The 22,945-nt window shown below is 61.8% G+C and carries 18 protein-coding genes and 1 pseudogene; 10 read left to right on the forward strand and 9 right to left on the reverse strand.

From position 1 onward, the window contains the following. Positions 1-8 precede the first annotated feature (8 nt). The 3 genes from lon (at position 9) to AB4O23_RS14510 (ending at position 4,933) form a co-directional block, all read left to right on the forward strand. Positions 9-2,405 carry an endopeptidase La gene (lon, locus tag AB4O23_RS14500; protein WP_068935149.1) on the forward strand — a complete coding sequence of 799 codons (2,397 nt, stop codon included), beginning with the start codon at positions 9-11 and terminating at the stop codon, positions 2,403-2,405. Between the two features lie 150 nt (positions 2,406-2,555). Next, on the forward strand, positions 2,556-2,828 hold the full coding sequence (locus AB4O23_RS14505) for an HU family DNA-binding protein (protein WP_003174819.1): 273 nt from the start codon (positions 2,556-2,558) through the stop codon (positions 2,826-2,828). Between the two features lie 230 nt (positions 2,829-3,058). Next, entirely contained in the window at positions 3,059-4,933 is a 1,875-nt protein-coding gene (locus AB4O23_RS14510) for a SurA N-terminal domain-containing protein (RefSeq protein ID WP_017527091.1), read from the forward strand. A gap of 48 nt (positions 4,934-4,981) precedes the next feature. Here the strand turns inward: AB4O23_RS14510 and AB4O23_RS14515 are convergent, their stop codons facing one another. Next, the gene (locus AB4O23_RS14515; protein WP_065877501.1) at positions 4,982-6,169 is read right to left on the reverse strand and encodes an MFS transporter; all 1,188 of its coding nucleotides are present in this window, start codon (positions 6,167-6,169) and stop codon (positions 4,982-4,984) included. A 119-nt stretch (positions 6,170-6,288) separates the two neighbouring features. On the opposite strand from AB4O23_RS14515, the gene AB4O23_RS14520 reads away from it, so the two are divergent. Further along, positions 6,289-7,188: a LysR family transcriptional regulator gene (locus AB4O23_RS14520; protein WP_017527093.1), complete on the forward strand. Its 900-nt coding sequence runs from the start codon at positions 6,289-6,291 to the stop codon at positions 7,186-7,188. Positions 7,189-7,277: 89 nt separating this feature from the next. Continuing rightward, entirely contained in the window at positions 7,278-8,051 is a 774-nt protein-coding gene (locus tag AB4O23_RS14525) for a DUF2242 domain-containing protein (protein ID WP_017527094.1), read from the forward strand. Between the two features lies 1 nt (position 8,052). On the opposite strand, the gene aceE is transcribed toward AB4O23_RS14525, so the two are convergent. Continuing rightward, positions 8,053-10,713: a pyruvate dehydrogenase (acetyl-transferring), homodimeric type gene (gene aceE / locus AB4O23_RS14530; RefSeq protein WP_017527095.1), complete on the reverse strand. Its 2,661-nt coding sequence runs from the start codon at positions 10,711-10,713 to the stop codon at positions 8,053-8,055. Positions 10,714-10,858: 145 nt separating this feature from the next. Between aceE and AB4O23_RS14535 the strand changes: the two genes are divergently transcribed. Continuing rightward, a complete protein-coding gene (locus AB4O23_RS14535) occupies positions 10,859-11,329 on the forward strand; it encodes a MarR family winged helix-turn-helix transcriptional regulator (protein ID WP_068935145.1) in 471 nt (156 codons plus the stop codon). Between the two features lie 78 nt (positions 11,330-11,407). Here AB4O23_RS14535 and AB4O23_RS14540 read toward each other — a convergent pair. The 3 genes and pseudogenes from AB4O23_RS14540 to AB4O23_RS14550 form a co-directional block, all read right to left on the reverse strand. After that, positions 11,408-11,518, reverse strand: a pseudogene (locus AB4O23_RS14540) (transketolase-like TK C-terminal-containing protein); the annotation flags it as partial. Positions 11,519-11,779: 261 nt separating this feature from the next. Next, a complete protein-coding gene (locus tag AB4O23_RS14545) occupies positions 11,780-12,814 on the reverse strand; it encodes an AraC family transcriptional regulator (RefSeq protein WP_460063722.1) in 1,035 nt (344 codons plus the stop codon). A gap of 4 nt (positions 12,815-12,818) precedes the next feature. After that, the gene (locus AB4O23_RS14550) at positions 12,819-13,949 is read right to left on the reverse strand and encodes a carbon-nitrogen hydrolase family protein (protein WP_267864565.1); all 1,131 of its coding nucleotides are present in this window, start codon (positions 13,947-13,949) and stop codon (positions 12,819-12,821) included. A gap of 212 nt (positions 13,950-14,161) precedes the next feature. On the opposite strand from AB4O23_RS14550, the gene AB4O23_RS14555 reads away from it, so the two are divergent. Then, positions 14,162-16,201, forward strand: a complete 2,040-nt coding sequence (locus tag AB4O23_RS14555; protein WP_116077808.1) for an NADPH-dependent 2,4-dienoyl-CoA reductase — start codon at positions 14,162-14,164, stop codon at positions 16,199-16,201. Positions 16,202-16,258: 57 nt separating this feature from the next. Then, positions 16,259-17,158: a 1-aminocyclopropane-1-carboxylate deaminase/D-cysteine desulfhydrase gene (locus AB4O23_RS14560; RefSeq protein ID WP_017527101.1), complete on the forward strand. Its 900-nt coding sequence runs from the start codon at positions 16,259-16,261 to the stop codon at positions 17,156-17,158. Here AB4O23_RS14560 and AB4O23_RS14565 read toward each other — a convergent pair. The 3 genes from AB4O23_RS14565 to AB4O23_RS14575 all read right to left on the reverse strand — a co-directional run bounded on the left by AB4O23_RS14565 (position 17,139) and on the right by AB4O23_RS14575 (position 19,777). Then, positions 17,139-17,696, reverse strand: a complete 558-nt coding sequence (locus tag AB4O23_RS14565; RefSeq protein WP_017527102.1) for a cytochrome b — start codon at positions 17,694-17,696, stop codon at positions 17,139-17,141. The two genes, AB4O23_RS14560 and AB4O23_RS14565, sit on opposite strands and share 20 nt — an antisense overlap. Positions 17,697-17,811: 115 nt before the next feature. After that, positions 17,812-18,639 carry a phosphonoacetaldehyde hydrolase gene (phnX, locus tag AB4O23_RS14570; protein WP_068931684.1) on the reverse strand — a complete coding sequence of 276 codons (828 nt, stop codon included), beginning with the start codon at positions 18,637-18,639 and terminating at the stop codon, positions 17,812-17,814. Between the two features lie 28 nt (positions 18,640-18,667). After that, a complete protein-coding gene (locus AB4O23_RS14575) occupies positions 18,668-19,777 on the reverse strand; it encodes a 2-aminoethylphosphonate--pyruvate transaminase (protein WP_217855183.1) in 1,110 nt (369 codons plus the stop codon). 110 nt (positions 19,778-19,887) lie between these two features. Between AB4O23_RS14575 and AB4O23_RS14580 the strand changes: the two genes are divergently transcribed. Both AB4O23_RS14580 and AB4O23_RS14585 read left to right on the forward strand, forming a co-directional pair. After that, the gene (locus AB4O23_RS14580; RefSeq protein WP_116077814.1) at positions 19,888-20,745 is read left to right on the forward strand and encodes a LysR substrate-binding domain-containing protein; all 858 of its coding nucleotides are present in this window, start codon (positions 19,888-19,890) and stop codon (positions 20,743-20,745) included. Positions 20,746-20,844: 99 nt separating this feature from the next. Beyond that, on the forward strand, positions 20,845-21,552 hold the full coding sequence (locus tag AB4O23_RS14585; protein ID WP_017527106.1) for a YebC/PmpR family DNA-binding transcriptional regulator: 708 nt from the start codon (positions 20,845-20,847) through the stop codon (positions 21,550-21,552). 61 nt (positions 21,553-21,613) lie between these two features. Here AB4O23_RS14585 and AB4O23_RS14590 read toward each other — a convergent pair whose 3' ends face one another. Further along, positions 21,614-22,915, reverse strand: coding sequence for a protein kinase (locus AB4O23_RS14590; protein ID WP_065877769.1), 1,302 nt, complete (start codon positions 22,913-22,915; stop codon positions 21,614-21,616). Between the last annotated feature and the right edge of the window lie 30 nt (positions 22,916-22,945).

The raw sequence follows: 22,945 nt of genomic DNA on the forward strand, positions 1-22,945 counted from the left end.
GCGAAATCATGAAGACAACCATTGAATTGCCTCTCCTGCCGTTGCGTGATGTCGTCGTCTATCCGCACATGGTTATCCCGCTGTTCGTGGGGCGCGAGAAGTCTATCGAAGCCCTCGAGGCCGCGATGACGGGCGACAAGCAGATCCTGCTGTTGGCCCAGAGAAATCCTGCCGATGATGATCCAGGCGAAGATGCCCTGTATCGCGTCGGTACCGTTGCCACCGTGCTGCAATTGCTCAAGCTGCCGGATGGCACCGTCAAGGTGCTGGTGGAAGGCGAACAGCGCGGTGCGGTCGAACGTTTCATGGAAGTGGACGGCCATCTGCGCGCCGAAGTGGCGCTGATCGACGAAGTCGAAGCGCCTGAGCGCGAGTCCGAAGTTTTCGTACGCAGCCTGCTCTCGCAGTTCGAGCAGTATGTGCAGTTGGGCAAGAAAGTCCCGGCTGAAGTCCTGTCTTCGCTCAACAGCATCGATGAGCCAAGCCGCCTGGTCGACACCATGGCCGCGCACATGGCGCTGAAGATCGAGCAGAAGCAAGACATCCTCGAAATCATCGACCTGCCGACCCGTGTCGAACACGTGTTGGCACTGCTGGATGCCGAAATTGACTTGTTGCAGGTCGAGAAGCGCATCCGGGGCCGTGTGAAGAAACAAATGGAGCGCAGCCAGCGCGAGTACTACCTGAATGAGCAGATGAAGGCCATTCAGAAAGAGCTTGGTGACAGCGAGGAAGGCCACAACGAGCTCGAGGAGCTGAAAAAGCGTATCGATGCGGCCGGCCTGCCAAAAGACGCTTTGACCAAAGCCACTGCCGAGCTGAACAAGCTCAAGCAAATGTCGCCGATGTCGGCCGAAGCCACCGTGGTGCGCTCGTACATTGACTGGCTGGTTCAAGTGCCGTGGAAGGCCCAGACCAAGGTGCGCCTGGACCTGGCCCGCGCCGAAGAAATCCTTGATGCCGATCACTATGGCCTCGAAGAAGTCAAAGAACGCATCCTCGAATACCTCGCCGTGCAAAAGCGCGTGAAGAAAATCCGTGGTCCGGTGTTGTGCCTGGTCGGTCCTCCGGGTGTAGGTAAAACCTCCCTGGCTGAGTCGATTGCGAGTGCCACCAACCGTAAATTCGTGCGTATGGCCTTGGGTGGCGTGCGTGACGAAGCGGAAATCCGTGGGCATCGCCGTACGTACATCGGTTCCATGCCAGGAAGATTGATTCAAAAGATGACCAAAGTGGGCGTGCGCAACCCGCTGTTCCTGCTTGATGAAATTGACAAAATGGGCAGCGACATGCGCGGCGATCCGGCGTCGGCGTTGCTTGAAGTGCTCGATCCGGAGCAGAACCACAACTTCAACGACCATTACCTGGAAGTCGACTACGACCTGTCCGACGTGATGTTCCTGTGCACCTCCAACTCCATGAATATTCCGCCAGCCTTGCTGGACCGGATGGAGGTGATTCGTCTGCCGGGTTATACCGAAGACGAGAAAATCAATATTGCCGTCAAATACCTCGCGCCCAAGCAGATTTCGGCCAATGGCCTGAAGAAGGGCGAGATTGAATTCGACGTCGAGGCAATCCGCGACATCGTGCGTTACTACACCCGCGAGGCCGGTGTGCGTGGCCTTGAGCGTCAGGTCGCGAAGATCTGCCGCAAGGCGGTCAAGGAACATGCCCTGGAAAAACGCTTCTCGGTGAAGGTCACGGCCGACTCTCTCGAGCACTTCCTGGGTGTGAAGAAATTCCGCTACGGTTTGGCTGAGCAGCAGGATCAGGTAGGGCAGGTGACTGGCCTGGCATGGACCCAGGTGGGCGGTGAGTTGCTGACCATCGAGGCCGCGGTGATCCCGGGCAAGGGCCAACTGATCAAGACCGGTTCCCTGGGTGATGTGATGGTCGAATCCATCACCGCAGCGCAGACCGTGGTGCGCAGTCGCGCCCGTAGCCTGGGAATTCCTCTGGACTTCCACGAGAAGCACGATACCCATATCCACATGCCGGAAGGGGCAACGCCCAAAGACGGTCCCAGCGCTGGCGTAGGTATGTGCACTGCGTTGGTGTCGGCATTGACCGGCATCCCGGTGCGCGCCGATGTCGCCATGACGGGGGAAATTACCCTGCGGGGTCAGGTATTGGCCATCGGTGGTCTGAAAGAGAAATTGCTTGCCGCACACCGGGGGGGTATCAAGACCGTGATCATTCCTGAAGAGAATGTTCGCGACTTGAAGGAAATTCCTGACAACATCAAGCAGGATCTTCAGATTAAACCGGTTAAATGGATTGACGAGGTCCTGCAAATTGCGCTGCAATACGCGCCGGAGCCCTTGCCGGATGTGGCTCCGGAGATAGTCGCTAAGGACGAAAAGCGAGAGTCTGATTCCAAGGAAAGAATTAGCACGCATTAATGCAATTAAGCCTGGGGGCTTCCTTGACAGCATTTTAGAGCCCTTGTTATAAAGCGGCTCTTAAGTGTCTGTAGGCCATTCAGCACTCGTTTTTGCTGTTTACCAAAAAAACTTAGAATCATACTCAATAGATATATAAGGGGACTTAGAGTGAACAAGTCGGAACTGATTGATGCTATCGCTGCATCCGCTGATATCCCGAAAGCTGCTGCTGGCCGTGCGCTGGATGCAGTAATCGAATCCGTCACTGGCGCTCTGAAGGCCGGCGACTCCGTGGTACTGGTAGGCTTCGGTACTTTCTCTGTGACTGACCGCCCAGCTCGCACTGGCCGCAACCCACAGACTGGCAAAGCACTGCAAATCGCTGCTGCCAAGAAACCAGGTTTCAAAGCCGGTAAAGCCCTGAAAGAAGCCGTTAACTAAGCTTCGATCAAGCCTTGCTTACCCGGGTCGGACGCATGTCCGGCCTGGCAGCGGAGCGGTAGCCGACCCACGTATCCATCGGGTCGCCACGCCGGGGGTGAGAAGTCAAACCCCCGTCCGCTCCGCCAGTTACGAGAAGGCGCATCCTCGGATGCGCCTTTCTTCTATCCGGACTCTACCCACGCTCCACGGTTGCCTATTTTTGAAGTTCAACCGTTTCTGGGGGACGCATGCTGCAAAATATCAGGGACAATTCACAAGGCTGGATTGCCAAGACCATTATCGGGATCATCGTCGCATTGATGGCGTTCACCGGTATCGAGGCCATTTTCCAGGCTTCGGGTACTAACAAGCAGGACGTGGCCAAGGTCAACGGTGAAGCCATCACCCAGACCGAACTGAGCCAGGCTGTCGACATGCAACGTCGCCAACTGATGCAACAGTTGGGCAAGGATTTCGATGCTTCGCTGCTGGACGAAAAACTGCTGCGCGAAGCGGCGCTCAAGGGCCTGATCGACCGCAAGCTGTTGCTGCAAGGTGCCGCCGATTCCAAGTTCGGCTTCTCTGAAGCGGCACTGGACCAGGTGATCCTGCAAACGCCGGAATTCCAGGTGGACGGCAAATTCAACGCCGAACGCTTTGACCAGGTGATCCGTCAGCTGGGCTACAGCCGTCTGCAGTTCCGTCAGATGCTGACCCAGGAAATGCTGATCGGTCAGGTTCGCGCAGGTATCGCGGGCAGCGGTTTCGTCACCGATGCCGAAGTACTGGCCTTCGCTCGTCTGGAAAAACAGACTCGCGATTTCGCCACGGTCAACATCAAGGCCAACCCCGCAGCGGTGAAGCTCACCGACGACGAGGTCAAGGCCTACTACGACCAGCACGCCAAAGAGTTCATGACGCCGGACCAAGTGGTCATCGACTATCTGGAATTGAAGAAGTCGTCCTTCTTCGACCAGGTCAGCGTCAAGGATGATGAACTGCAGGCGGCCTACGAGAAAGAAACCGCCAACCTCGCCGAACAGCGTCGTGCCGCGCACATCCTGATTGAAGTCAACGACAAGGTCACCGAGGCGCAAGCCAAGGCCAAGATCGAAGAGATCCAGGCGCGCCTGGCCAAAGGCGAGAAGTTCGAAGCCCTGGCCAAGGAGTTCTCCCAGGACCCAGGCTCGGCCAATAACGGTGGTGACCTTGGCTTTGCCGGCCCTGGCGTCTACGACCCGGACTTTGAAACCGCCTTGTACGCGTTGAAACAGGACCAGGTATCGGCGCCGGTGCGCAGTACCTTCGGCTGGCATCTGATCAAGCTGTTGGGCGTTGAAGCACCACAGGTGCCGACCTTCGCCAGCCTGAAAGACAAGCTGACCCGTGAGCTCAAGGCCCAGCAAGTCGAGCAGCGTTTTGTCGAAGCCACCAAGCAATTGGAAGATGCGGCATTCGAAGCGTCCGACCTGGCTCAACCCGCATCTGACCTGAAGCTGACCGTGCACACCTCCGCGCCATTCGGCCGTGAAGGTGGTGAAGGTGTTGCGGCCAACCGTGCCGTGGTCACCGCAGCGTTCAGCCCGGAAGTGCTGGATGAGGGTGCCAACAGCACCGCCATCGAGCTGGACCCGGAAACCATCATCGTGCTGCGTGCCAAAGAGCACCGCAAACCTGCGCAACTGCCGCTGGAAAGCGTTGCCGCGGCGATCCGCACCCAGATGGCCAAGGAGCGCGCCAGCGCCGCTGCCAAGACTCACGCCGACGAGCTGATCGCCAGCCTGCGTGATGGCAAGACACCGCTGAACCAGCCGGTCGACGGCCAGGCCTGGAAAGTCACTGAAGCGGCTACCCGTAGCGCGGACGCGGTCGACCCGGCCGTGCTGCAAGCGCTGTTCCGCATGCCCAAGCCTGCGGCCAAGGACAAGCCGACCTTCACCACCGTGACCCTCGCTGACGGCAGCCTGGTGATCGTGCGTTTGAACGGCGTGAACGAAGCGAGCGCTCCAACGGAAGAAGAAAAGGCGCAATACCGTCGCTTCCTCGCTTCCCGTGTTGGCCAGCAGGACTTCGCGGCATACCGCAAGCAGTTGGAAACCCAGGCTGACATCAAGAAGTATTGATGGCGGTTTGAATAAGAAGCCCCCGGCCTGAAAAGACCGGGGGTTTTTTTATGTGCGCTGGACGCCGACCTGTGATGCACCTGCCAGGGCCAACAGCATCAATAACACGATCGCCCAGGGGAACGTCGCAACGCCCCAGCCCTGAAGCAACACGCCGCCAGCCAACCCGCCGCCGGCTATCCCCAGGTTCCATACGGTCACGAGCATCGATTGCGCGGCGTCCGCCGATTCTCCCGCCGATTGGGCCAGGGCGGTTTGCAACAAAGCCGGCAGGCCGCCAAACGCCAGGCCCCAAAACACCACCGCGAGGTAGATGACGGTCGGCACCTCGATCCATAACGCCAACGCCAGGGCGATCATGCCGAACAGTGCGCAACTGATGAGCAGCAGTGTGCGCAACCACCGATTAATCAGCACGCCGGCCAGCCAGATGCTCAACAGCGCGGCGAGACCAAACACCAGCAGCACTCGGTCGATATCGGCAGCGATACCGGCGGGCTCCAACAGCGGTGCCACATAGGTGTAGAGGATGTTGTGGGCCAATACGTAGGTAAAGGTCACCCACAGCACCGAGCGAATACCGGGCAGGGTCAATACCTGGTGCAGGCGCAGGCGCTTTTGAGCGGCTTGGCCGGCAAAGTCCGGAAGCTGCCAGCGTGCCCATATCAGCAACACCAGTGTGAGCCCGGTCATGATCGCAAAACTCAGGCGCCAGCCCACGATGGTGCCGAGCCAGGTGCCGGCCGGCAGGCCCAGGCACAACGCCAACGGTGCGCCGAGCATCGCCACCGCGATTGCCCGGCCTTGCAGGTGCGGTGCCACCATGCGGCTGGCGTAGCCGGCGAGCAATGCCCAAAGCAGCCCGGCGAACACGCCGGCAAAGAAGCGTGCCACCAGGGTCAGCCCGTAGTGGCTGGAGAATGCCGTCACACTGTTGACCACGGCAAAGCCGCCGATGGCCATCAACAGCAGCGGTCGGCGGCGCCAGCCTCGGGTCAGCAGCGTGAGGGGGATGGCCGCCAGCAATGACCCTAGGGCGTAGAGGGTGACCAACTGGCCGACCAGTGCCGGCGACACGCCCAGGCCTTGGCCCATTTGCGGCAAGAGCCCGGCGGGCATCGCTTCGGTAAGAATGGTGATAAAACCAGCGCAGGCCAGGGCCAAAAGGCCACCCAAGGGCAGTGTTTCCCGTGGGGCGGTGGTGCCGATCTCAGTCACTAAGGGGTTAGCGCTCATAGTGTGTCCATGCAGAAAAGGGGCGAGGGCGCAGCGTAGGTGGCTGTGTCTTGCGGAAAAACAGGCTAAGGTTCCGAACTTATCGGACGTGGGTGTCCGCAATCGGCAAAGGCAAAATCATGGATAGCTTGGGCAGCCTCGCGGTATTCGTGCAGGTGGCGCAGACCCGCAGTTTCACCGCTGCCGCGCGTGTGCTGGGCGTATCGTCATCGGCGGTGGGCAAAAGCATTGCGCGCATGGAGGAGCGCCTGGGCGTGCGGTTGTTTCATCGCAGTACGCGCAGCATCACCCTGACTGGCGAAGGCGCACTGTTCCTTGAGCGTTCGCGGCGGATCCTGCTCGAGATCGAGGCCGCCGAGCGCGAATTGACCGACGCCCGCGTGGCGCCTCGAGGCAAGTTGCGCATCAGTGTGCCGCAAGTGCGTGGCTTGTTGATGCCGGTGCTCAGCGACTTTATGCGCGCTTACCCGGACATTGAGTTGGATGTGGATTTTTCCGACCGCATGGTTGACGTGATCGAGGAAGGTTTCGATGCGGTGATTCGCACCGGCAAGCCAGAAGATTCGCGCTTGATGGCCCGTCATCTGGGGCACTATCAACTGGTGCTGGTGGCGACGCCGGGCTACTTTCAACAGCACGGCACGCCGCTGCTGCCCCAGCATTTGAGCGGTCACGCCTGCCTGCGCCACAAGTTTTGCGCCACCGGCCAACTGGAGCCCTGGCCGCTGCGGCGGGCACTCGACGAGGTGGAGCCCACCTTGCGTACGCCGTTGGTCAGCACCACCATCGAGTCCCTTAACCATGTGGTGCATGAAGGCTTGGGCATTGCCTGCCTGCCGGACTATATGGTCCACCAGGCAGTGCGGGAGGGGCGTTTGCAGCGTGTACTGGACGATTACCTGGAACACCGGGGCAGTTTCTGGATGTTGTGGCCATCCAGCCGCCATGCATCGGCCAAATTGCGCGTGTTTATCGATCATATGTGCGCGCAGCTTTTTCCTGCAGGCGCCGTCGTGTAGGTCTGTGACGTTTTACCGACAGGAATGCGCGCGCCAAGGCCACGTTCTGTTGCACAATACCGGCCAGACCGTTTTCCTCAGGATTTTCAATGTCGACATCATTTCACTTGCGTTGCCTCGGGATGGCGCTGGTGTTGGCGGGCGCCGCGGGCTGCTCGTCACCCAAGACCGCTATTTACGAACATGAGAATTTCGACGACTCCGGCACGTTTTCCCGGGATTACCCGGTCAGTGATACCGCCGCGTGCGAAGCTGCCCGGCGTGCCTTGCTGAGCCAGGGTTACATCATCACCAGCAGCGATCCGAAGTTGGTAGTGGGTAACAAGAGTTTCCAGCAGACCGGCGAAACCCATCTGCAGATCAGCTTCAACGTGGTGTGCGCTGATGACGGCAAAGGCACCCACCATTCGACGATGTTCGCCAACGCCTTGCAGGACCGTTATGCGCTGAAGAAGGTCAACAACTCGGCAAGCCTGGGTGTGGGTGTGCTGGGGTCGGTGTCGATGCCGATCGGCTCCACCGATGACTCGATGGTGAAAGTGGCCAGTGAGACCGTTTCGGCACCGAAGTTCTACGAGCGTTACTTTGCGCTGGTGGACGTGTTCCTGCCTCAGGAAGTGAAGCAGGCGGCGCACATTCCCGAGCAGCCCAAGGCGGAGCTGGGTGTTCCGGAACCCAAGGCCGCACCGGCTGCCGAGAAGGTCGAAGCGCCGAAGGAAGAACCCGCCGCTTCGGAACCTGTGGCACCGCCGGCCGAACCTACGCCGATCGCGCCTCAGTCAGAGCCGGCACCGTCGCCGACCAATCCTGAGCTGCCGGCGCCGACAGAGGCGATTCCACCGCTGCCGACGCCTGCTCCATAAATCAGACCGCTGCGGGGTCGGTCTTGTCGACGTTGATCCCGTAGCGCTTGATTGCCTCACTGACTTTATCGCGACCGATCACGCCGTCATCGGCCAGTGCCTTCAAGGCCGCGAGTGCGATGAAGTGTCGGTCCACCTCAAAGAACTCGCGCAAGGCCTCCCGCGTATCCGATTGCCCGAAGCCGTCGGTGCCCAGCGCCACAAAGCGTCGGTTGTGCACGAATGGGCGGATCTGGTCGGCGAACAGTTTCATGTAGTCCGTCGCCACCACCACCGGCCCCGTCTGTCCGGCCAGGCATTGCTCCACATAACCCATGCGTGGCTCGCCTTCCGGGTGCAACAGGTTCCAGCGCTCGACTGCCTGCCCGTCACGGCGCAATTCGGTGAGGCTGGTCACGCTCCACACGTTGCTGTACACCGCGAAATCCTTGGCGAGCAATTGCGCCGCCGCGATCACTTCGCGCAGGATCGAACCACTGCCCATCAGTTGCACCTGGGCCTGCGGGCTGACGCCGAGCGGGTACATGCCCTTGAGAATGCCTTCTTCCACATCTTCTGGCATGGCCGGGTGCGGGTAGTTTTCGTTGAGCAGCGTGATGTAGTAGTAAATGTCCTCTTGCTCGACATACATGCGCCGCATGCCTTCGCGAATGATCACTGCCAGCTCGTAGGCAAAAGTCGGGTCATACGACACGCAGCACGGAATGACCGACGCCAGGATATGGCTATGGCCGTCGTCATGCTGCAGGCCTTCGCCCATCAGCGTGGTACGCCCGGCCGTAGCGCCCAGCAGGAAGCCACGCGCCCGCGCATCGGCCGCCGCCCAGGCCAGGTCGCCGACGCGCTGGAAGCCGAACATCGAATAAAAAATATAGAACGGTACGGTCATCAAACCGTGGTTGCTGTAGGACGTACTGGCCGCTATCCACGAGGAAATAGCGCCGGACTCATTCAGGCCTTCCTGCATAATCTGTCCGTCCTTGCTCTCCTTGTAGTAGCTCAGTTGCCCGGCGTCCTGTGGCGTATAGAGCTGGCCGACAGCAGAGTGGATGCCGATCTGTCGGAACAGGCTTTCCATGCCGAAGGTGCGTGACTCATCCGGCACGATGGGGACGATCAACTTGCCCATCTGTGGGTCCTTGAGCAGGGTGCCGAGGATGCGCACGAACGCCATGGTGGTCGAAATGGCCCGCTCGCCGGTGTCCTTGAGTTGAGTGGCGAAGGCGGCCAGGTCGGGGATCTGCAAAGGCTCGACGGCACTGTGACGCGCTGGCACGTGGCCACCCAGGGCTTGGCGGCGGGCAGCGAAGTAGCGGGCTTCTTCGCTGTCGACGGCGGGCTTGAGGTAAGGGATGTCGGCGAGTTGTTCGTCGGCCACGTCCAGGCCGAAGCGGTCGCGGAAGGCCTTGACGGCGTCGGCGCCCATCTTCTTCAGTTGGTGGTTGATGTTCTGGCCTTCGCCGGCTTCGCCCATGCCGAAGCCCTTGACGGTTTTGGCCAGGATCACAGTGGGTTGGCCGGTATGGCGCACGGCGGCGGCGTAGGCGTTGTAAACCTTGTCCGGGTCGTGCCCGCCGCGTGAGAGTTTCCAGATATCGTCGTCGGACATGTCCGCAACCAGTGCCAGCAATTCTGGGTATTTACCGAAGAAATGCTCGCGCACGTAGGCGCCGTTCTGCGATTTGTAGTTCTGATAGTCGCCGTCTACGCATTCCATCATGCGCTGGCGCAGCAGGCCGCTCTGGTCTTTGTCGAGCAACGCATCCCAGCCACCGCCCCAGATCACCTTGATCACATTCCAACCGGCGGCGCGGTACAGGCTTTCGAATTCCTGGATCACCTTGGCATTGCCGCGCACCGGCCCGTCCAGGCGTTGCAGGTTGCAGTTGACCACGAAGATCAGGTTGTCGAGTTTCTCGCGCCCGGCCAGGGAAATGGCGGCGAGGGATTCCGGCTGGTCCATTTCGCCATCACCGAGGAACGCCCAGACCTTGCGGCCTTGGTGTTGCTTGAGGCCGCGGTACTCCAGGTAGCGCATAAAGCGCGCTTGATAGGCGGCAGTGATCGGCCCGAGGCCCATTGATACCGTAGGAAATTGCCAGAAGTCCGGCATGAGTCGTGGGTGCGGGTAGGACGAAATCCCTTCGCCATTGGCCTCGCGCCGGAAATTGTCCAACTGCGCTTCGCTGATGCGCCCTTCGAGATAGGCGCGGCCGTAGATACCGGGTGAGGAGTGGCCCTGGATGTACACCAGGTCGCCATCGAAGCTATCGGTGCGACCACGGAAGAAATGGTCAAAACCTACGTCGTACAGGACGGCGGCTGACGCATAGGTCGCAATGTGCCCACCGACGCCCGAATGTTTGCCCGCACGCAGCACCATCGCCATGGCGTTCCAGCGGATAAACGCGTTGGTGCGGCGTTCGATGGCCAGGTTGCCGGGGTAGGGCAGTTGGCGCTCCACCGCGATGGTGTTGACGTAGGGGGTTGTCACCCGCCCGTAGAAATCACCGTGACGCGCCACGTCGAAATCCAGCAATTGATCGATCAGGTAGTGGGCGCGCGGGCGGCCTTCGGTGGACAGCACCGATTCGATGGACTCCAGCCACTCGCGGGTTTCCTGAGGGTCGTCGTCGCGGCGCACTGCGGTATTGGGGGTCATGTGAGGCTCCAGGGTAGGCGGATATCGAGTGGCGGGCTCCTTGTGGGAGTGTCGCCAAAGTAATTGCAATTGCAACTACATAAACGAATCTAGCGCGGGATGAGCTACTATTGCAACCTTCTTGAAATCCCCCGGATGGTGTTGCATGTCGTCGAAAGAGCCTGATGTATGGTTCCGTTTTGTCAGGGCCCACAGGACGGTCATCCGTGAAATCGAACGCCGCCTGGCCGAGGCGAACCTGCCGCCTTACGCCTGGTACGACGCCTTGTGGGGCCTGGAAAGCGGCCCCGACGGCACCCGCCGCATGCACGAATTGGCCGATGTGCTGGCCATCGAGCGCTACAACCTCACGCGCCTGGTAGACCGCCTGGAAAAAGACGGCCTGGTGGAGCGTTCCCGCTCGGACGGCGATGGCCGCGCGGCGTTTGCCTCGATTACCGAGGCCGGGCGGGCGCTGCGAAAAAAGATGTGGAAGATCTATGAAAGTACGGTAGATGAGCTGTTCCTCTCGCAGATCGAGCCCGAACAGCGCCAGGGGTTTGCCGATGCGTTGGAGCGCACGGCCGGGCTGGCGATGGAGGCGGGTGTGCAGACCCGCAGCCGCCGCAAATCCTGAAGTCGAAGCCGATCCCGTGTGGGAGGGGGCTTGCTCCCGATAGCACCGGGTCAGCTACAGATGCGTTGGCTGATGCACCGCTGGTGCCGATGGCTGCACCGAACCTGCTCCCAGCGCGATAAACCTTGAGTCCACGTAGGCCGCTAACTGATCGACAATCGCCTGCGGATACCCGGTTACCGCAATCACTGCGCCGCCTCGAAGCTCAGGGGCTAAATTCGGATAACGCTGCTACGTTTAATCTTGGAGTGCGGGAACGCCATGACGCAGACATTTTTTCGTCATGACGGCACTTTAAGCTGCTCATGCAGGTCATCTGTGTGCAGCCGCTTTTAACGTCAACAAGGAGTCCGCGATGGATGATTACCAGGAAGAACTGCTGGAGTACCAGGCCTTTGAATGGGATCCGCTGGATCCGGCCGACGACGCCACCGAGCTGTAGGACCGATTTCAGGCGTACTGCCGCTGACTGCGGCGAAACTCCCCTGGGGTCTGGTTGTTCCACCGCCTGAACGCCCGTTGAAATGCCTGGGCCGAGGCAAAACCGAGCAAGTAGGCGATCTCGCCGAACGCCAGTTCCGTATCGCGGATGTAGGTCATGGCCAGGTCGCGGCGGGTATCGTTGAGAATCGCGCGGAACTGAGTACCTTCTTCGGTCAGTTTGCGGCGCAGTGTCCAGGTTGGCAGCTTCAGGCGTGCCGCCACTTCTTCCAGGTCGGGTTCCCGGCCGCCATTGAGCATTGGCCCGAGCAAGCGGGTAATGCGCTCGCGCAGGCTGCGCGTGCGGGTCAACTGCTCCAATTCCCGTTCACACAATTGCAACAACAGCTGCCAGGTACTGGGGCAATGCTGCGGGTTGCGCAGGGCCAGGGTGGCCTGGTTCAGGCGCAGTTGGTTGGCGTCGGCGCCAAAGTGGACCGGGCTGTCGCCCAACAGGCGGTATTGGTCGCTATAGTCCGGTGCTTCGAACTCGATGTCGATGCGTTGCGCCTGCACTGGTTGTTGGGCCAGGCTCGACAGCTGGTGCAGCCAGCCGGCGATGATCGAGTCCACCACAAAGCGGTTATAGGCGTTGTAGGGGCTGATGGAATAGAAACGCAGCCAGGCGCCGTCGGCATCTTCTTCAAAACTGGACTGCCCACGATAATTGGCGCCATACAGCGGCTCGAAGCGCGTGAGCGTGCGGGCCGCCTCGCGGACGTTGGGCGCCTGGGCGGCGGTGACCCCGGCGAGCCCCGCCTGGCTCAAGCGGCTGAGCCGGCCCATGCGCAGGCCCAGGCCGGCGTCGCCGGTGAGTTGGATGGCCGCATGGCCCAGGCGCATGTAGCGTGGGATCGACAAGCGTGCGCCCGCTTCGGCAAGGCGCGCCGCGTCGAGGCCGTATTGCAGCAGCAGCGGTTGCGGGTCCAGGCCATTGCTGCTGATGGCATCGGCCAGGGTGTGCACGAAGCCCACCGACAGATCCCCCAGGCGCACCGGTTTCACGGCGTTACAGCCAGATATTCAATAAGCGCGCACCCTGTGCGTCGCCGTCGGCGCTGATATGCCCGGCGTGGCTCAGGAAGCTCTGCCCGGCGGTGCCCAGGTCCCAGAACTGACCCCGCAGGAACACGCTCATGCCGGCGCTGGCCTGGCTGATCGGTTGTTGGCTGATCAGTGTGAGGCGCCGCCAGGCTTCGCCTTCGCTGAGTTCCTCGGGCTTGAGGCTGATTTCCGGCGGTGTCGACACGCTTTTGAAACCGCGCCACGGCCGTTCCCAGGTATCGCGCCCGAGCACAAAGGCCGGCACCGCGATCAATTGCGCGCCTTGTTCGTTGAGTTTGCGGTAGTTGTCCGGGTACCAGCTGTCGCTGCCCACTAACACGCCGAGGCGTCCGGCTGGCGTGTCGACCACGCTGACGATGTTCTCGTCGCCGGGCTCGATAAAGCCGCGTTCATCGTAGATCGGGTAGAGCTGGCGCTGTGGATCGCCGATCGGCAAGCCGTCCGCCGCGAACACCACGCTGGCGTTGTACAGCGCACCATGACCGATCTGCAGTTGCCCCTGCCTCACCGTCGGGTTGGGCAGGGCGATGGAGCCGGCCACCACGGTAACGCCGAATTCCTTGGCCAGGCCACCGAACAGCACTTGATAGTCACGCGCCATGGTCGGGGCCTTCATGCGCAGGTACGCGTCGTCGCTGCGGCTGGTGCCGGTGGCGCTGATCCAGGCGCGCAGGAATTGCACTGGGTTACTCAATGACAACCAGTTCATCGCATCTTTCACATGCAATGCCTGGTACACCTGGTTTTTTTCGCCGGTGAGCATCAGCCAGGTGCCGATGTGCTCCGGCAGCACCACGATGGTCTTGTCGTTGATCAGGCCTTGGTCCCGGGCGTTTTGCAGGTAGGCCGCGAGTTTCAGGTGCAGGCGTTCCAGGCTTTGGTAATCGGCGGGGTACAGCTGCGGTTGGATGCCCAGCAAGTTGCCGCGATCGGCCGGCTGGCCTTCGTTGACCGCGAGGGTGATGCGCAGGTCCGACAGGTAATGCGCCACGGGGCGCTCCTGGGTCCAGACCAGATACGCGGCGACGGTGGCAACCAGGGCCAGGGTGACGGTGAACGCTAGAAGTTTACGCATGGGGCAACAGACAACAGACCGTGTGCTGGGTTCGCCGACTAGGGTAGGGCGCCTGTGGCGGCTTGCCAAGGGGCGCTGTGCATTTGGATCAATAACTTGTGAGTTTCGGTCATTGAGCGGTAGGGCATCGGCTCTTAGTCTGTGGGACATAAACCGATGGGGCGTCATTCGAACGCCTCACGTCCCGTGATGATCCGTTGTGGAGCTGTACCATGACCGCTGCTGCCTACCCGCACCTGCTGGCCCCGTTGGACCTGGGTTTCACCACCTTGCGCAACCGTACCCTGATGGGCTCGATGCACACCGGCCTGGAAGAAAAACCCGGCGGCTTCGAGCGCATGGCCGCTTATTTTGCCGAGCGCGCCAGGGGTGGCGTGGGCCTGATGGTCACCGGCGGCATTGGCCCGAATGACGAAGGCGGGGTGTATTCCGGCGCGGCCAAGCTGACCACCGACGAAGAAGCGCAAAAGCACAAGATCGTCACCCAGGCGGTGCATGAGGCGGGTGGCAAGATCTGCATGCAGATCCTTCACGCCGGCCGTTATGCCTACAGCCCCAAGCAGGTGGCGCCAAGCGCGATCCAGGCGCCGATCAACCCGTTCAAGCCCAGGGAACTGGACGAAGAGGGCATCGAAAAACAGATCCAGGATTTCGTCACCTGCTCGCTGCTGGCCCAGGTGGCCGAGTATGACGGTGTGGAAATCATGGGCTCCGAAGGTTATTTCATTAACCAGTTCCTCGCCGCCCACACCAACCACCGCACCGACCGTTGGGGCGGCAGCTACGAAAACCGTATGCGCCTGGCCGTGCAAATCGTAAGCCGTGTGCGTGCAGCGGTAGGCCCGAACTTCATCATTATTTTCCGCCTGTCGATGCTCGACCTGGTGGAAGGCGGCAGCACCTGGGAAGAGATCGTGCAGTTGGCCAAGGCGATCGAGCAGGCAGGCGCGACGATCATCAACACCGGCATCGGCTGGCACGAAGCGCGTATCCCGACCATCGCCACCAAAGTGCCACGCGGCGCATTCAGTAAAGTCACCGCCAAATTACGCGGCGCGGTGCAGATCCCGCTGATCACCACCAACCGCATCAACACCCCGGAAATTGCCGAGCAGATCCTCGCCGAGGGCGATGCGGACATGGTCTCGATGGCGCGACCGTTCCTTGCCGACCCGGAGTTCGTCAACAAAGCTGCTGCCGGTCGCGCCGATGAAATCAACACCTGCATCGGCTGCAACCAGGCGTGCCTGGACCACACCTTCGGCGGCAAGCTGACCACTTGCCTGGTTAACCCGCGGGCGTGCTACGAGACCGAGCTTAACTACCTGCCGGTGCGGCAGATCAAAAAAATCGCCGTGGTCGGCGCCGGCCCGGCGGGTCTGGCCGCCGCCACGGTGGCGGCTGAGCGCGGCCATCACGTGACGCTGTTCGATTCGGCCAGCGAGATCGGTGGCCAGTTCAACATCGCCAAGCGCGTGCCGGGCAAGGAAGAGTTCTTTGAAACCCTGCGCTATTTCAACCGCAAGCTGCAGACCACCCACGTCGAGCTGTGCCTCAACACTCGCGTGGATGCCGCGCAGTTGGCGGCCGGCGGCTACGACGAGATCATCCTGGCCACCGGCATCGCACCGCGCACGCCGGCGATCCCTGGTGTAGAAAACGCCAAGGTGCTGAGCTACCTGGACGTGATCCTCGAACGCAAGCCAGTGGGCAAGCGCGTCGCGGTGATCGGTGCTGGCGGTATCGGTTTTGACGTCTCGGAGTTTCTCGTGCATCAAGGCGTGTCCACCAGCCTGGACCGCGAAGCGTTCTGGAAGGAGTGGGGCATCGACACCCACCTGCAAGCCCGTGGCGGCGTCGCCGGGATCAAGGCTGAGCGCCATGCGCCGGCGCGCGAAGTATTCCTGCTGCAACGCAAGGCGTCCAAGGTCGGCGACGGTTTGGGCAAGACCACCGGCTGGATCCATCGCACCGGGTTGAAGAACAAGCAGGTGCAGATGCTCAACAGCGTTGAGTACCTGAAGATCGACGACGACGGCCTGCATATCCGCATCGGCGCCGAGGGCGAGCCGCAACTGCTGGCGGTGGACAATATCGTCATCTGTGCCGGCCAGGACCCGTTGCGTGAACTGCACGACGGCCTGGTCGCTGCGGGCCAGAACGTGCACCTGATCGGCGGTGCTGACGTAGCGGCCGAGTTGGACGCCAAGCGCGCTATCAACCAGGGCTCGCGCCTGGCGGCCGAGCTGTAAAAACCCATGCGGGGCGGTGTTAGACTACCGCCCCGTTTTTCATGCGGTTCCCCTCCAATGGGCCCCTTCGATTGGCTTCCCTACGCACCCCTTGAACCCTTGGCGCTGGATTGGCTCAATGGCGTCGAGTTGGCCGTGCTGCGCCTGGATCGCATCGACCCGCTGATCAGCGGCAACAAGTGGTTCAAGCTCACCGAGCATCTGGCCCAGGCGCATCAGGCGGGGGCCAGTGGCGTTATCAGCCTTGGCGGCGCCTATTCCAACCATCTGCACGCACTCGCGGCGGCGGGCAAGCGTTTTGGCTTTGCCACCGTCGGCCTGCTGCGTGGCCATGCGCACCACACGCCTACCGTCGAGGATCTGCAGGCATTTGGCATGCACCTGCATTGGCTGGGTTTCGGCGGCTATCGCGCGCGCCATGAGCCGGGTTTCTGGGCGCCCTGGCGTGAGCGTTACCCGCATCTGTATCCCGTGCCCGAAGGGGGCGGCGGGTTGGCGGGCGCAACGGGTTGCCGGGTGCTGGTCGAGCAAGCTCGCGCGCAATTGAGCCACCTGGGTTGGGCCGATTACGACGCCTGGTGGCTGGCGGCGGGCACCGGTACCACGCTGGCGGGGTTGGTCTTGGCCGAGGCGGGGGCGCATTTGGTGTACGGCGCCATGGCGGTGCCGCACGATCATGGCGTGGCGCAAAATGTGAGTGCCTTGGTGCAGGGCGGCTATCAATTGCTGGACGCCAGCCGGGGCGGCTTCGCCAAGGTCGACCCGCTGTTGCGCGACTTTATTGAAACCACGGAGCAGGCCTGCGGCGTGCCGCTGGAACCGCTCTACACCGGCAAAGCGTTACTGGCGTTGAAGCATCAGGTCGAGGCCGGGCACGTCGCGCCCGGCACTCGCCTGATCTTTGTGCACACCGGCGGCCTGCAAGGCCGGCGTGGGTTTACAGCCGGGCGCGCTTGACCGGCATCATGCGCAACGCGGTGTTATCGCGCACCACGTAATGGTGGAAGATCCCCGCCAATGCATGCAGCCCGATCAACCAATAGCCGATCTGGCCGAACAGCACGTGCCAACCTTCAATCTGTTTGGCCAAGGCTTTGTTCTCGCCGATCAACGGCGGCAGCTCGATGCCGTAGAACAGTACCGAATGCCCCTCGGCACTGACGATCAACCAGCCCGCGATGGGCAGGCCGATCATCAAGGCGTACAACGCAAAATGCGTCAGCGTGGCCAACAGGCTCTGCCACTTCGGCGGCGCCGGTACGATCTTCGGCGCAACCCCCAGGCTGCGTGCAAACAGGCGCAGCCACACCAGCACAAACACGGTGAGGCCGAGCATGAAGTGCATCTCGACGATCAGTGTGCGTGCGCCACTGCCTTTGGGGAACTGGCCGCGTAACTCAATGCAGGCGTAGACCACCGCCAGCAGCACCACCATCAGCCAGTGCAGCGCAATCGACATGGTGCTGTAGCGCGTATCGGAATTTTTCCACGGCATCGCTGGGTTTCCTCATTCATCAGGGCAAGCCTCCGTTCTTTGGCGACGGAGTACGGTTACTGTATGCCTGTTTTGAACGGATTACCCGGCGCGAATGCCGCACTATTGACCTCCATCAGCGGCCTTGCGGCATTTCACCGCGCGCCAGGCGCTGGTTGATATCGCTGATTACCGCCGGCAGGTCGGTAATGGTGTCGATCAGGTAGTGCGGGCGCGAGCCTTCGAACATCGCCTCGATGCGCTTGCGCTCGCCGGCCAGTGTGGCGTTGTCCAGGGCGCGAAATTGCTCATAGGTCAGGCCCAGCGCGTTGCCCGAGCAGGTCAGCGCCACGCTCCACATCCCGGCGCGGCGGCCTTCAAGGATGCCCGGCACGGTGTCGTCGACCTTCACACACGCCGCCACATCATCAACCCCCAGGGCAATCACGTTGGCCAGCGCCTGGGCCGGCCATGGGCGGCCGTTGGGTACTTCGTCGGTAGCCACTACATGGTCGGCGACGTAGCCATGGGTGGCGGCCAGGGCGACCACCTTGTCCATCACTTGCTTGGGGTAGCCGGAACACGAGCCGATCCTGATCCCTTGCCCGCGCAGATGCGCGAGGGTGTCGAGGGCGCCGGGGATCAGGGCCGAGTGCTCGGCAATTTTCTCGATCTGCAGGGGCATGAAACGCTGGTAGATGGCGGTCACGTCGTCGTCGGTGGGCGTACGGCCGAACGCCTTGCGGTAGCGCTCGGCGACCTGCGGCTGGTTGCAGAGGGTGCGGATATGGTCCCACTTGCCCATGCCCATCGGGCCACGGGCTTCTTCGATGGAGACTTGCACATCGAACTCGGCGAAGGCTTCGACAAAAATCTGGGTAGGCGCGAAGGAGCCGAAGTCGACCACGGTGCCGGCCCAGTCAAGGATCACGGCCTGGAGGGTGTTGGGGTTTTGATAGTTCATGGTTCAAATCCTGTGGGTAAGGGGGGAATCAAATGTCCAACACGTCCATTTCTTGCAGCACGTGGGCGATGGCCTTGACTGCCGCGCGCATGCCGGTGGCGTCGACGTGGCCGATGCAGCCGACGCGGAAGGTCTCAACCTGGGTCAGTTTGCCGGGGTACAAGATGAATCCCTTGGCCTTGACCCGTTCGTAGAAGTCCCTGAACTGGTAGCGCGGGTCTTTCGGGGCGTGGAAGGTCACGATAATCGGGGCCTGGATAGCGGCCGGGAGGAAGCTGCGCAGGCCGAGCCCGGCCATGCCCTCCAGCAGCGCCTGGCAGTTGTCGGCATAACGTTGATGGCGCGCGGGCAGGCCACCTTGCTCCTGGTATTGCAGCAACGCTTCGTGCAGGGCGGCGACCACGTGGGTTGGCGGGGTGAAGCGCCATTGGCCGGTCCTGGCCATGTAGGTGTATTGGTCGAACAGGTCCATCGCCAGGGAGTGGCAGTTGCCTTGGGCGGCGGCCAGTGCCTGCTTTTCGGCGAAGACGAAGCCCATGCCGGGCACGCCCTCCAGGCATTTGCCGGAGGCGGCGATCAGGGCGTCGAACGGCACTTGGCGGGCATCGATGGGCAGCGCGCCGAAGGAGCTCATGGCGTCGATGATCAGGCGCTTGCCGTGGTGCTTCACCACCTGGGCGATTTCCGGCAGCGGGTTGAGGATACCGGTGCTGGTTTCGCAGTGAATCAAGGCAACGTGGGTGATGCCCTCGTCGGCCTGCAACAGGCGCTCGACATCGGCGGCCGTCGTGGGCTCATCTTCAGCGGTTTCAAAGGTGCTGAAGTCGCGGCCCAACACTTCACAGATGTTCGCCAGGCGCTTGCCGTAGGCGCCGTTGATCAGCACCAGCACCTTGCCATTACGCGGGACCAGGGTGCCGATGGCGGCCTCGACGGCAAAGGTGCCGCTGCCCTGCAAGGGGACGCAGTGATGGCTGGCCGCGCCGTGGAGGATCGCCAGTAACCGGGCGCAGACGCTGGCGGTGAGTTGGTTGAAACCTTCATCCCATGAACCCCAGTCCACCAGCATCGCCCGGCGCGTGCGGTTCGCTGTGGTCAGGGGACCAGGGGTGAGCAGGAGGGGCGCGGCAGGGGTCATCTCGTGTCCTCGTAAACAACGGTGTGAATCTACGGCGCCTAAATTGCAGTTTGGCTTGTTATCAATCAAATTGTTTGTTGTTATGCGAGCTATCAGTGAGGCCGATAGCTATGAACCTGTTCCAATTGCGCGCATTCGACGCGGTGGCCCGCGAGGGCAGCTTTACTCGTGCGGCGGCGCGGCTGTTTATCAGCCAGCCGGCGGTGACCGGGCATATCAAGGCCCTGGAGGAGTACTACCAGATTCCCCTGTTGCGTCGCACCGCCCGGCGGGTGGAGTTGACCGAGGAGGGCGCACGCCTGGCCGCGATCACCCGGGCGATCTTCGGCCTGGTGGACGAGGCGCAGACGCTGCTCGAAGCCAATCGGCAATTGCTCACCGGGCGCCTGGAAGTGGCGGCGGACGGCCCGCACCTGGTGATGCCGATGATCGCCAGCCTGCGCGCGCGTTACCCCGGCATCACCGTCAACCTGCGCTTGGGCAATGCCCAGGAAACCCTGGCCGCGTTGTTGTCCGAGCACGCGGATGTGGCGGTGCTCACCGAAGTGCAGGCGCGCAATGGCCTGCACTTGCAGCCCCTGGACGAATCACGCATCTGCGCCTTGGTGCCGGCCGGTCACCCCTGGGCGATGCAGGCCGAGGGCATTCGTCTCGAACAGCTCCATGAGGTGATCATGGTGCTGCGTGAACCCGGCTCCATTACCCGTCGCACCTTTGACGATGCCTGCCAGGCGGCCGGTGTGCTGCCTAACGTGCTGCTGGAACTGGACAGCCGTGAAGCCGTGACCGAAGCCGTTGCGGCGCAACTGGGCGTGGGGGTCGTGTCGTCATTGGAGGTCAGCCCCGACCCCCGCGTGCAGGCGATTGCCCTTCAGGGCCATGGGCTGGTCAATCGGCACCTGCTCGGTTGTTTGGAGCGGCGGCGCTCATTGCGCTTGATCCAGGCGTTTTTCGACTTGGCGCCCTGAGGGTTTTTTGGTGGAACGATGCGTTGTCGCGCTATAAACTCTGCCCCCAAAGCGCCGGCCAGTAGACGTCTCGGCGCTATGGAAATCAGAGAGTGAGTCATGGGCGCACAGTGGAAAGTCAAACATAAAGAAGCGGCATCCAATGCCAAGGGCAAGATCTTCGGCAAGCTGGTGAAAGAAATCACCATCGCCGCCCGCAACGGTGCCGACACCGCGACCAACGCCCACCTGCGTCTGGTAGTGGAGCAGGCCAAAAAAGCCTCGATGCCTAAAGAAACCCTGGAACGCGCGATCAAGAAGGGCGCCGGTCTGCTCGGTGAGACCGTGCAGTACCACCGCGTGACCTACGAAGGGTTTGCCCCGCACCAGGTGCCGCTGATCGTCGAATGCGTGACCGATAACATCAACCGTACCGTGGCCGAAATCCGCGTGGCGTTCCGCAAGGGCCAATTAGGGGCTTCGGGCTCAGTGGCCTGGGACTTCAACCACGTCGGCTTGATCGAAGCTTCCCCGGACAGCCCGGACGCCGATCCGGAAATGGCCGCTATCGAAGCCGGCGCCCAGGATTTTGAAGAGGGCGAGGAAGCGGGTACGACCCTGTTTATCACCGAGACCACCGACCTGGATGCGGTACAGAAAGCACTGCCGGAGCAGGGTTTTACCGTGCTGTCGGCCAAGCTGGGCTACCTCTCGAAAAACCCGGTGAGCGGTTTGACCGATGAGCAGATGGCTGAAGTCGAGGCGTTCCTCGAAGGCCTGGACAATCATGACGACGTGCAGGACATGTTTGTCGGTTTGGCGGGCTGATTCTTATCTGGATGCATGGGGGCAAAATGTGGGAGGGAGCAAGCCCCCTCCCACATTGGTTTCAGGGGTGTTGGATAGATTTGAGCAAGACCTCTACCTCTTCAAAGCTTGGTCGCGCCAACACATCCGACTGACAGCAGGTTCTATGCAGTTCCAGCAGTTCGTCGCTCGCTCCCCCCTCAACCCGCGCCAGCAACTCCCCCAGCAACACCCCGAACGCCCGCACTTCAATCCGCTGCAACGCCCACGTTTCGAGAGTGTCCGCCGTGGCATGGAACGACGCCGCGCCAAAATCCCCGAGCAGACAACTCCCCGCGTCATTCCACAGAATATTGTGGCCGTACAGGTCGCCATGGGTGATGCCGTGGCGGTGCAAATGCGTGGCCACCGAAGCGATGCCCCGGGCCATGCGCAGGGCCACTGCGGCACTGAAGCGAGTATCGGCGGCGTACACGTCGCGGGTACATGAGGCCAGGCTCGGCAGGCTCGCGAGGTTGCGGTAGCTCGGGTCGATCAGGTCCATTACCAGTGCGGCCTGTTGGTCGGGATGGCCGACCACGCGGCCTTGCACCTTGATCAGGTTGGGGTGCAGCCCGGCGGCGATGCACGCCTGCATTTCGTGCAGCGGCGAGCCGTCGCTGGTGATGGTGCCTTTGTAGAGCTTGACGGCGACAGGTGTGCCTGTGGGTTTGCGCAGCGCTTGGCGAATCACTCCCGATGCTCCTTCGCCCAGCACCTCGCCCAGTTCCAGCTCTGCCCAGGGAATAGTCGGCGTGGCGTCGTCGGTAACCACCTTCACCGCCATTTCTACCGGGTTACCGGCATAGGCCAGCCAGGTCAGGCTTGGCAGCGTCAGCAGCCACTCGGGCAGGCGGGTGAAGCGGTTGGAGGCAATGCGCAGCAGTTCGAGGTGGTGACAGTTGGCCAGGCTGTCCGGCAGCTCTGCCAGGTGGTTGCCGGCCAGCATCAGCTTTTGCAGGTGGGGGCGCTCGCCCAATTCGCGGGGCAATTGGCTGATGCGGTTGTCGGTGAGGATCAGCCAGCGCAGCAAGGGCGGCAGCGCGGCGGCGGGGACGTGGCTGATGCGGTTGGCCTTGAAGCCGATCATGCTCAGTTGCGCGCACTGGCCCAGGCATTCGGGCAGCTCGGTGAAGGCGTTGTCCGAGCAAAACAGCACACGCAGGTGCGGCAGGCGGTGCAGGTCGTCGGGCAACTGGCTCAGGGCGTTACCGCTGAGGTTGAGGATTTGCAGGGAATCGGCCAGTTCGAAGATTTCCCGGGGGAACTCGGTAAGCCCGCAAGACAGGTCCAGGCGCGTAATGCCGGCCAGTTGGCCGGCCTTGAGTTGGGCGAGGGTATGCATGAACGGCGCGGTCACTCGGCTAGGGGGTAA

This window comes from Pseudomonas sp. H2_A10 (genome assembly GCF_054680085.1).

What these genes read in the sequence shown, in the direction of transcription:
- phnX (WP_068931684.1), bottom strand. Translation starts at nt 18,639, where the DNA reads ATGAACTATCAAAACCCCAACACCCTCCAGGCCGTGATCCTTGACTGG.
- AB4O23_RS14580 (WP_116077814.1), top strand. Translation starts at nt 19,888, where the DNA reads ATGAACCTGTTCCAATTGCGCGCATTCGACGCGGTGGCCCGCGAGGGC.
- AB4O23_RS14525 (WP_017527094.1), top strand. Translation starts at nt 7,278, where the DNA reads ATGTCGACATCATTTCACTTGCGTTGCCTCGGGATGGCGCTGGTGTTG.
- lon (WP_068935149.1), top strand. Translation starts at nt 9, where the DNA reads ATGAAGACAACCATTGAATTGCCTCTCCTGCCGTTGCGTGATGTCGTC.
- AB4O23_RS14560 (WP_017527101.1), top strand. Translation starts at nt 16,259, where the DNA reads ATGGGCCCCTTCGATTGGCTTCCCTACGCACCCCTTGAACCCTTGGCG.
- AB4O23_RS14510 (WP_017527091.1), top strand. Translation starts at nt 3,059, where the DNA reads ATGCTGCAAAATATCAGGGACAATTCACAAGGCTGGATTGCCAAGACC.
- aceE (WP_017527095.1), bottom strand. Translation starts at nt 10,713, where the DNA reads ATGACCCCCAATACCGCAGTGCGCCGCGACGACGACCCTCAGGAAACC.
- AB4O23_RS14535 (WP_068935145.1), top strand. Translation starts at nt 10,859, where the DNA reads ATGTCGTCGAAAGAGCCTGATGTATGGTTCCGTTTTGTCAGGGCCCAC.
- AB4O23_RS14585 (WP_017527106.1), top strand. Translation starts at nt 20,845, where the DNA reads ATGGGCGCACAGTGGAAAGTCAAACATAAAGAAGCGGCATCCAATGCC.
- AB4O23_RS14575 (WP_217855183.1), bottom strand. Translation starts at nt 19,777, where the DNA reads ATGACCCCTGCCGCGCCCCTCCTGCTCACCCCTGGTCCCCTGACCACA.
- AB4O23_RS14515 (WP_065877501.1), bottom strand. Translation starts at nt 6,169, where the DNA reads ATGAGCGCTAACCCCTTAGTGACTGAGATCGGCACCACCGCCCCACGG.
- AB4O23_RS14565 (WP_017527102.1), bottom strand. Translation starts at nt 17,696, where the DNA reads ATGCCGTGGAAAAATTCCGATACGCGCTACAGCACCATGTCGATTGCG.
- AB4O23_RS14555 (WP_116077808.1), top strand. Translation starts at nt 14,162, where the DNA reads ATGACCGCTGCTGCCTACCCGCACCTGCTGGCCCCGTTGGACCTGGGT.
- AB4O23_RS14590 (WP_065877769.1), bottom strand. Translation starts at nt 22,915, where the DNA reads ATGCATACCCTCGCCCAACTCAAGGCCGGCCAACTGGCCGGCATTACG.
- AB4O23_RS14550 (WP_267864565.1), bottom strand. Translation starts at nt 13,949, where the DNA reads ATGCGTAAACTTCTAGCGTTCACCGTCACCCTGGCCCTGGTTGCCACC.
- AB4O23_RS14520 (WP_017527093.1), top strand. Translation starts at nt 6,289, where the DNA reads ATGGATAGCTTGGGCAGCCTCGCGGTATTCGTGCAGGTGGCGCAGACC.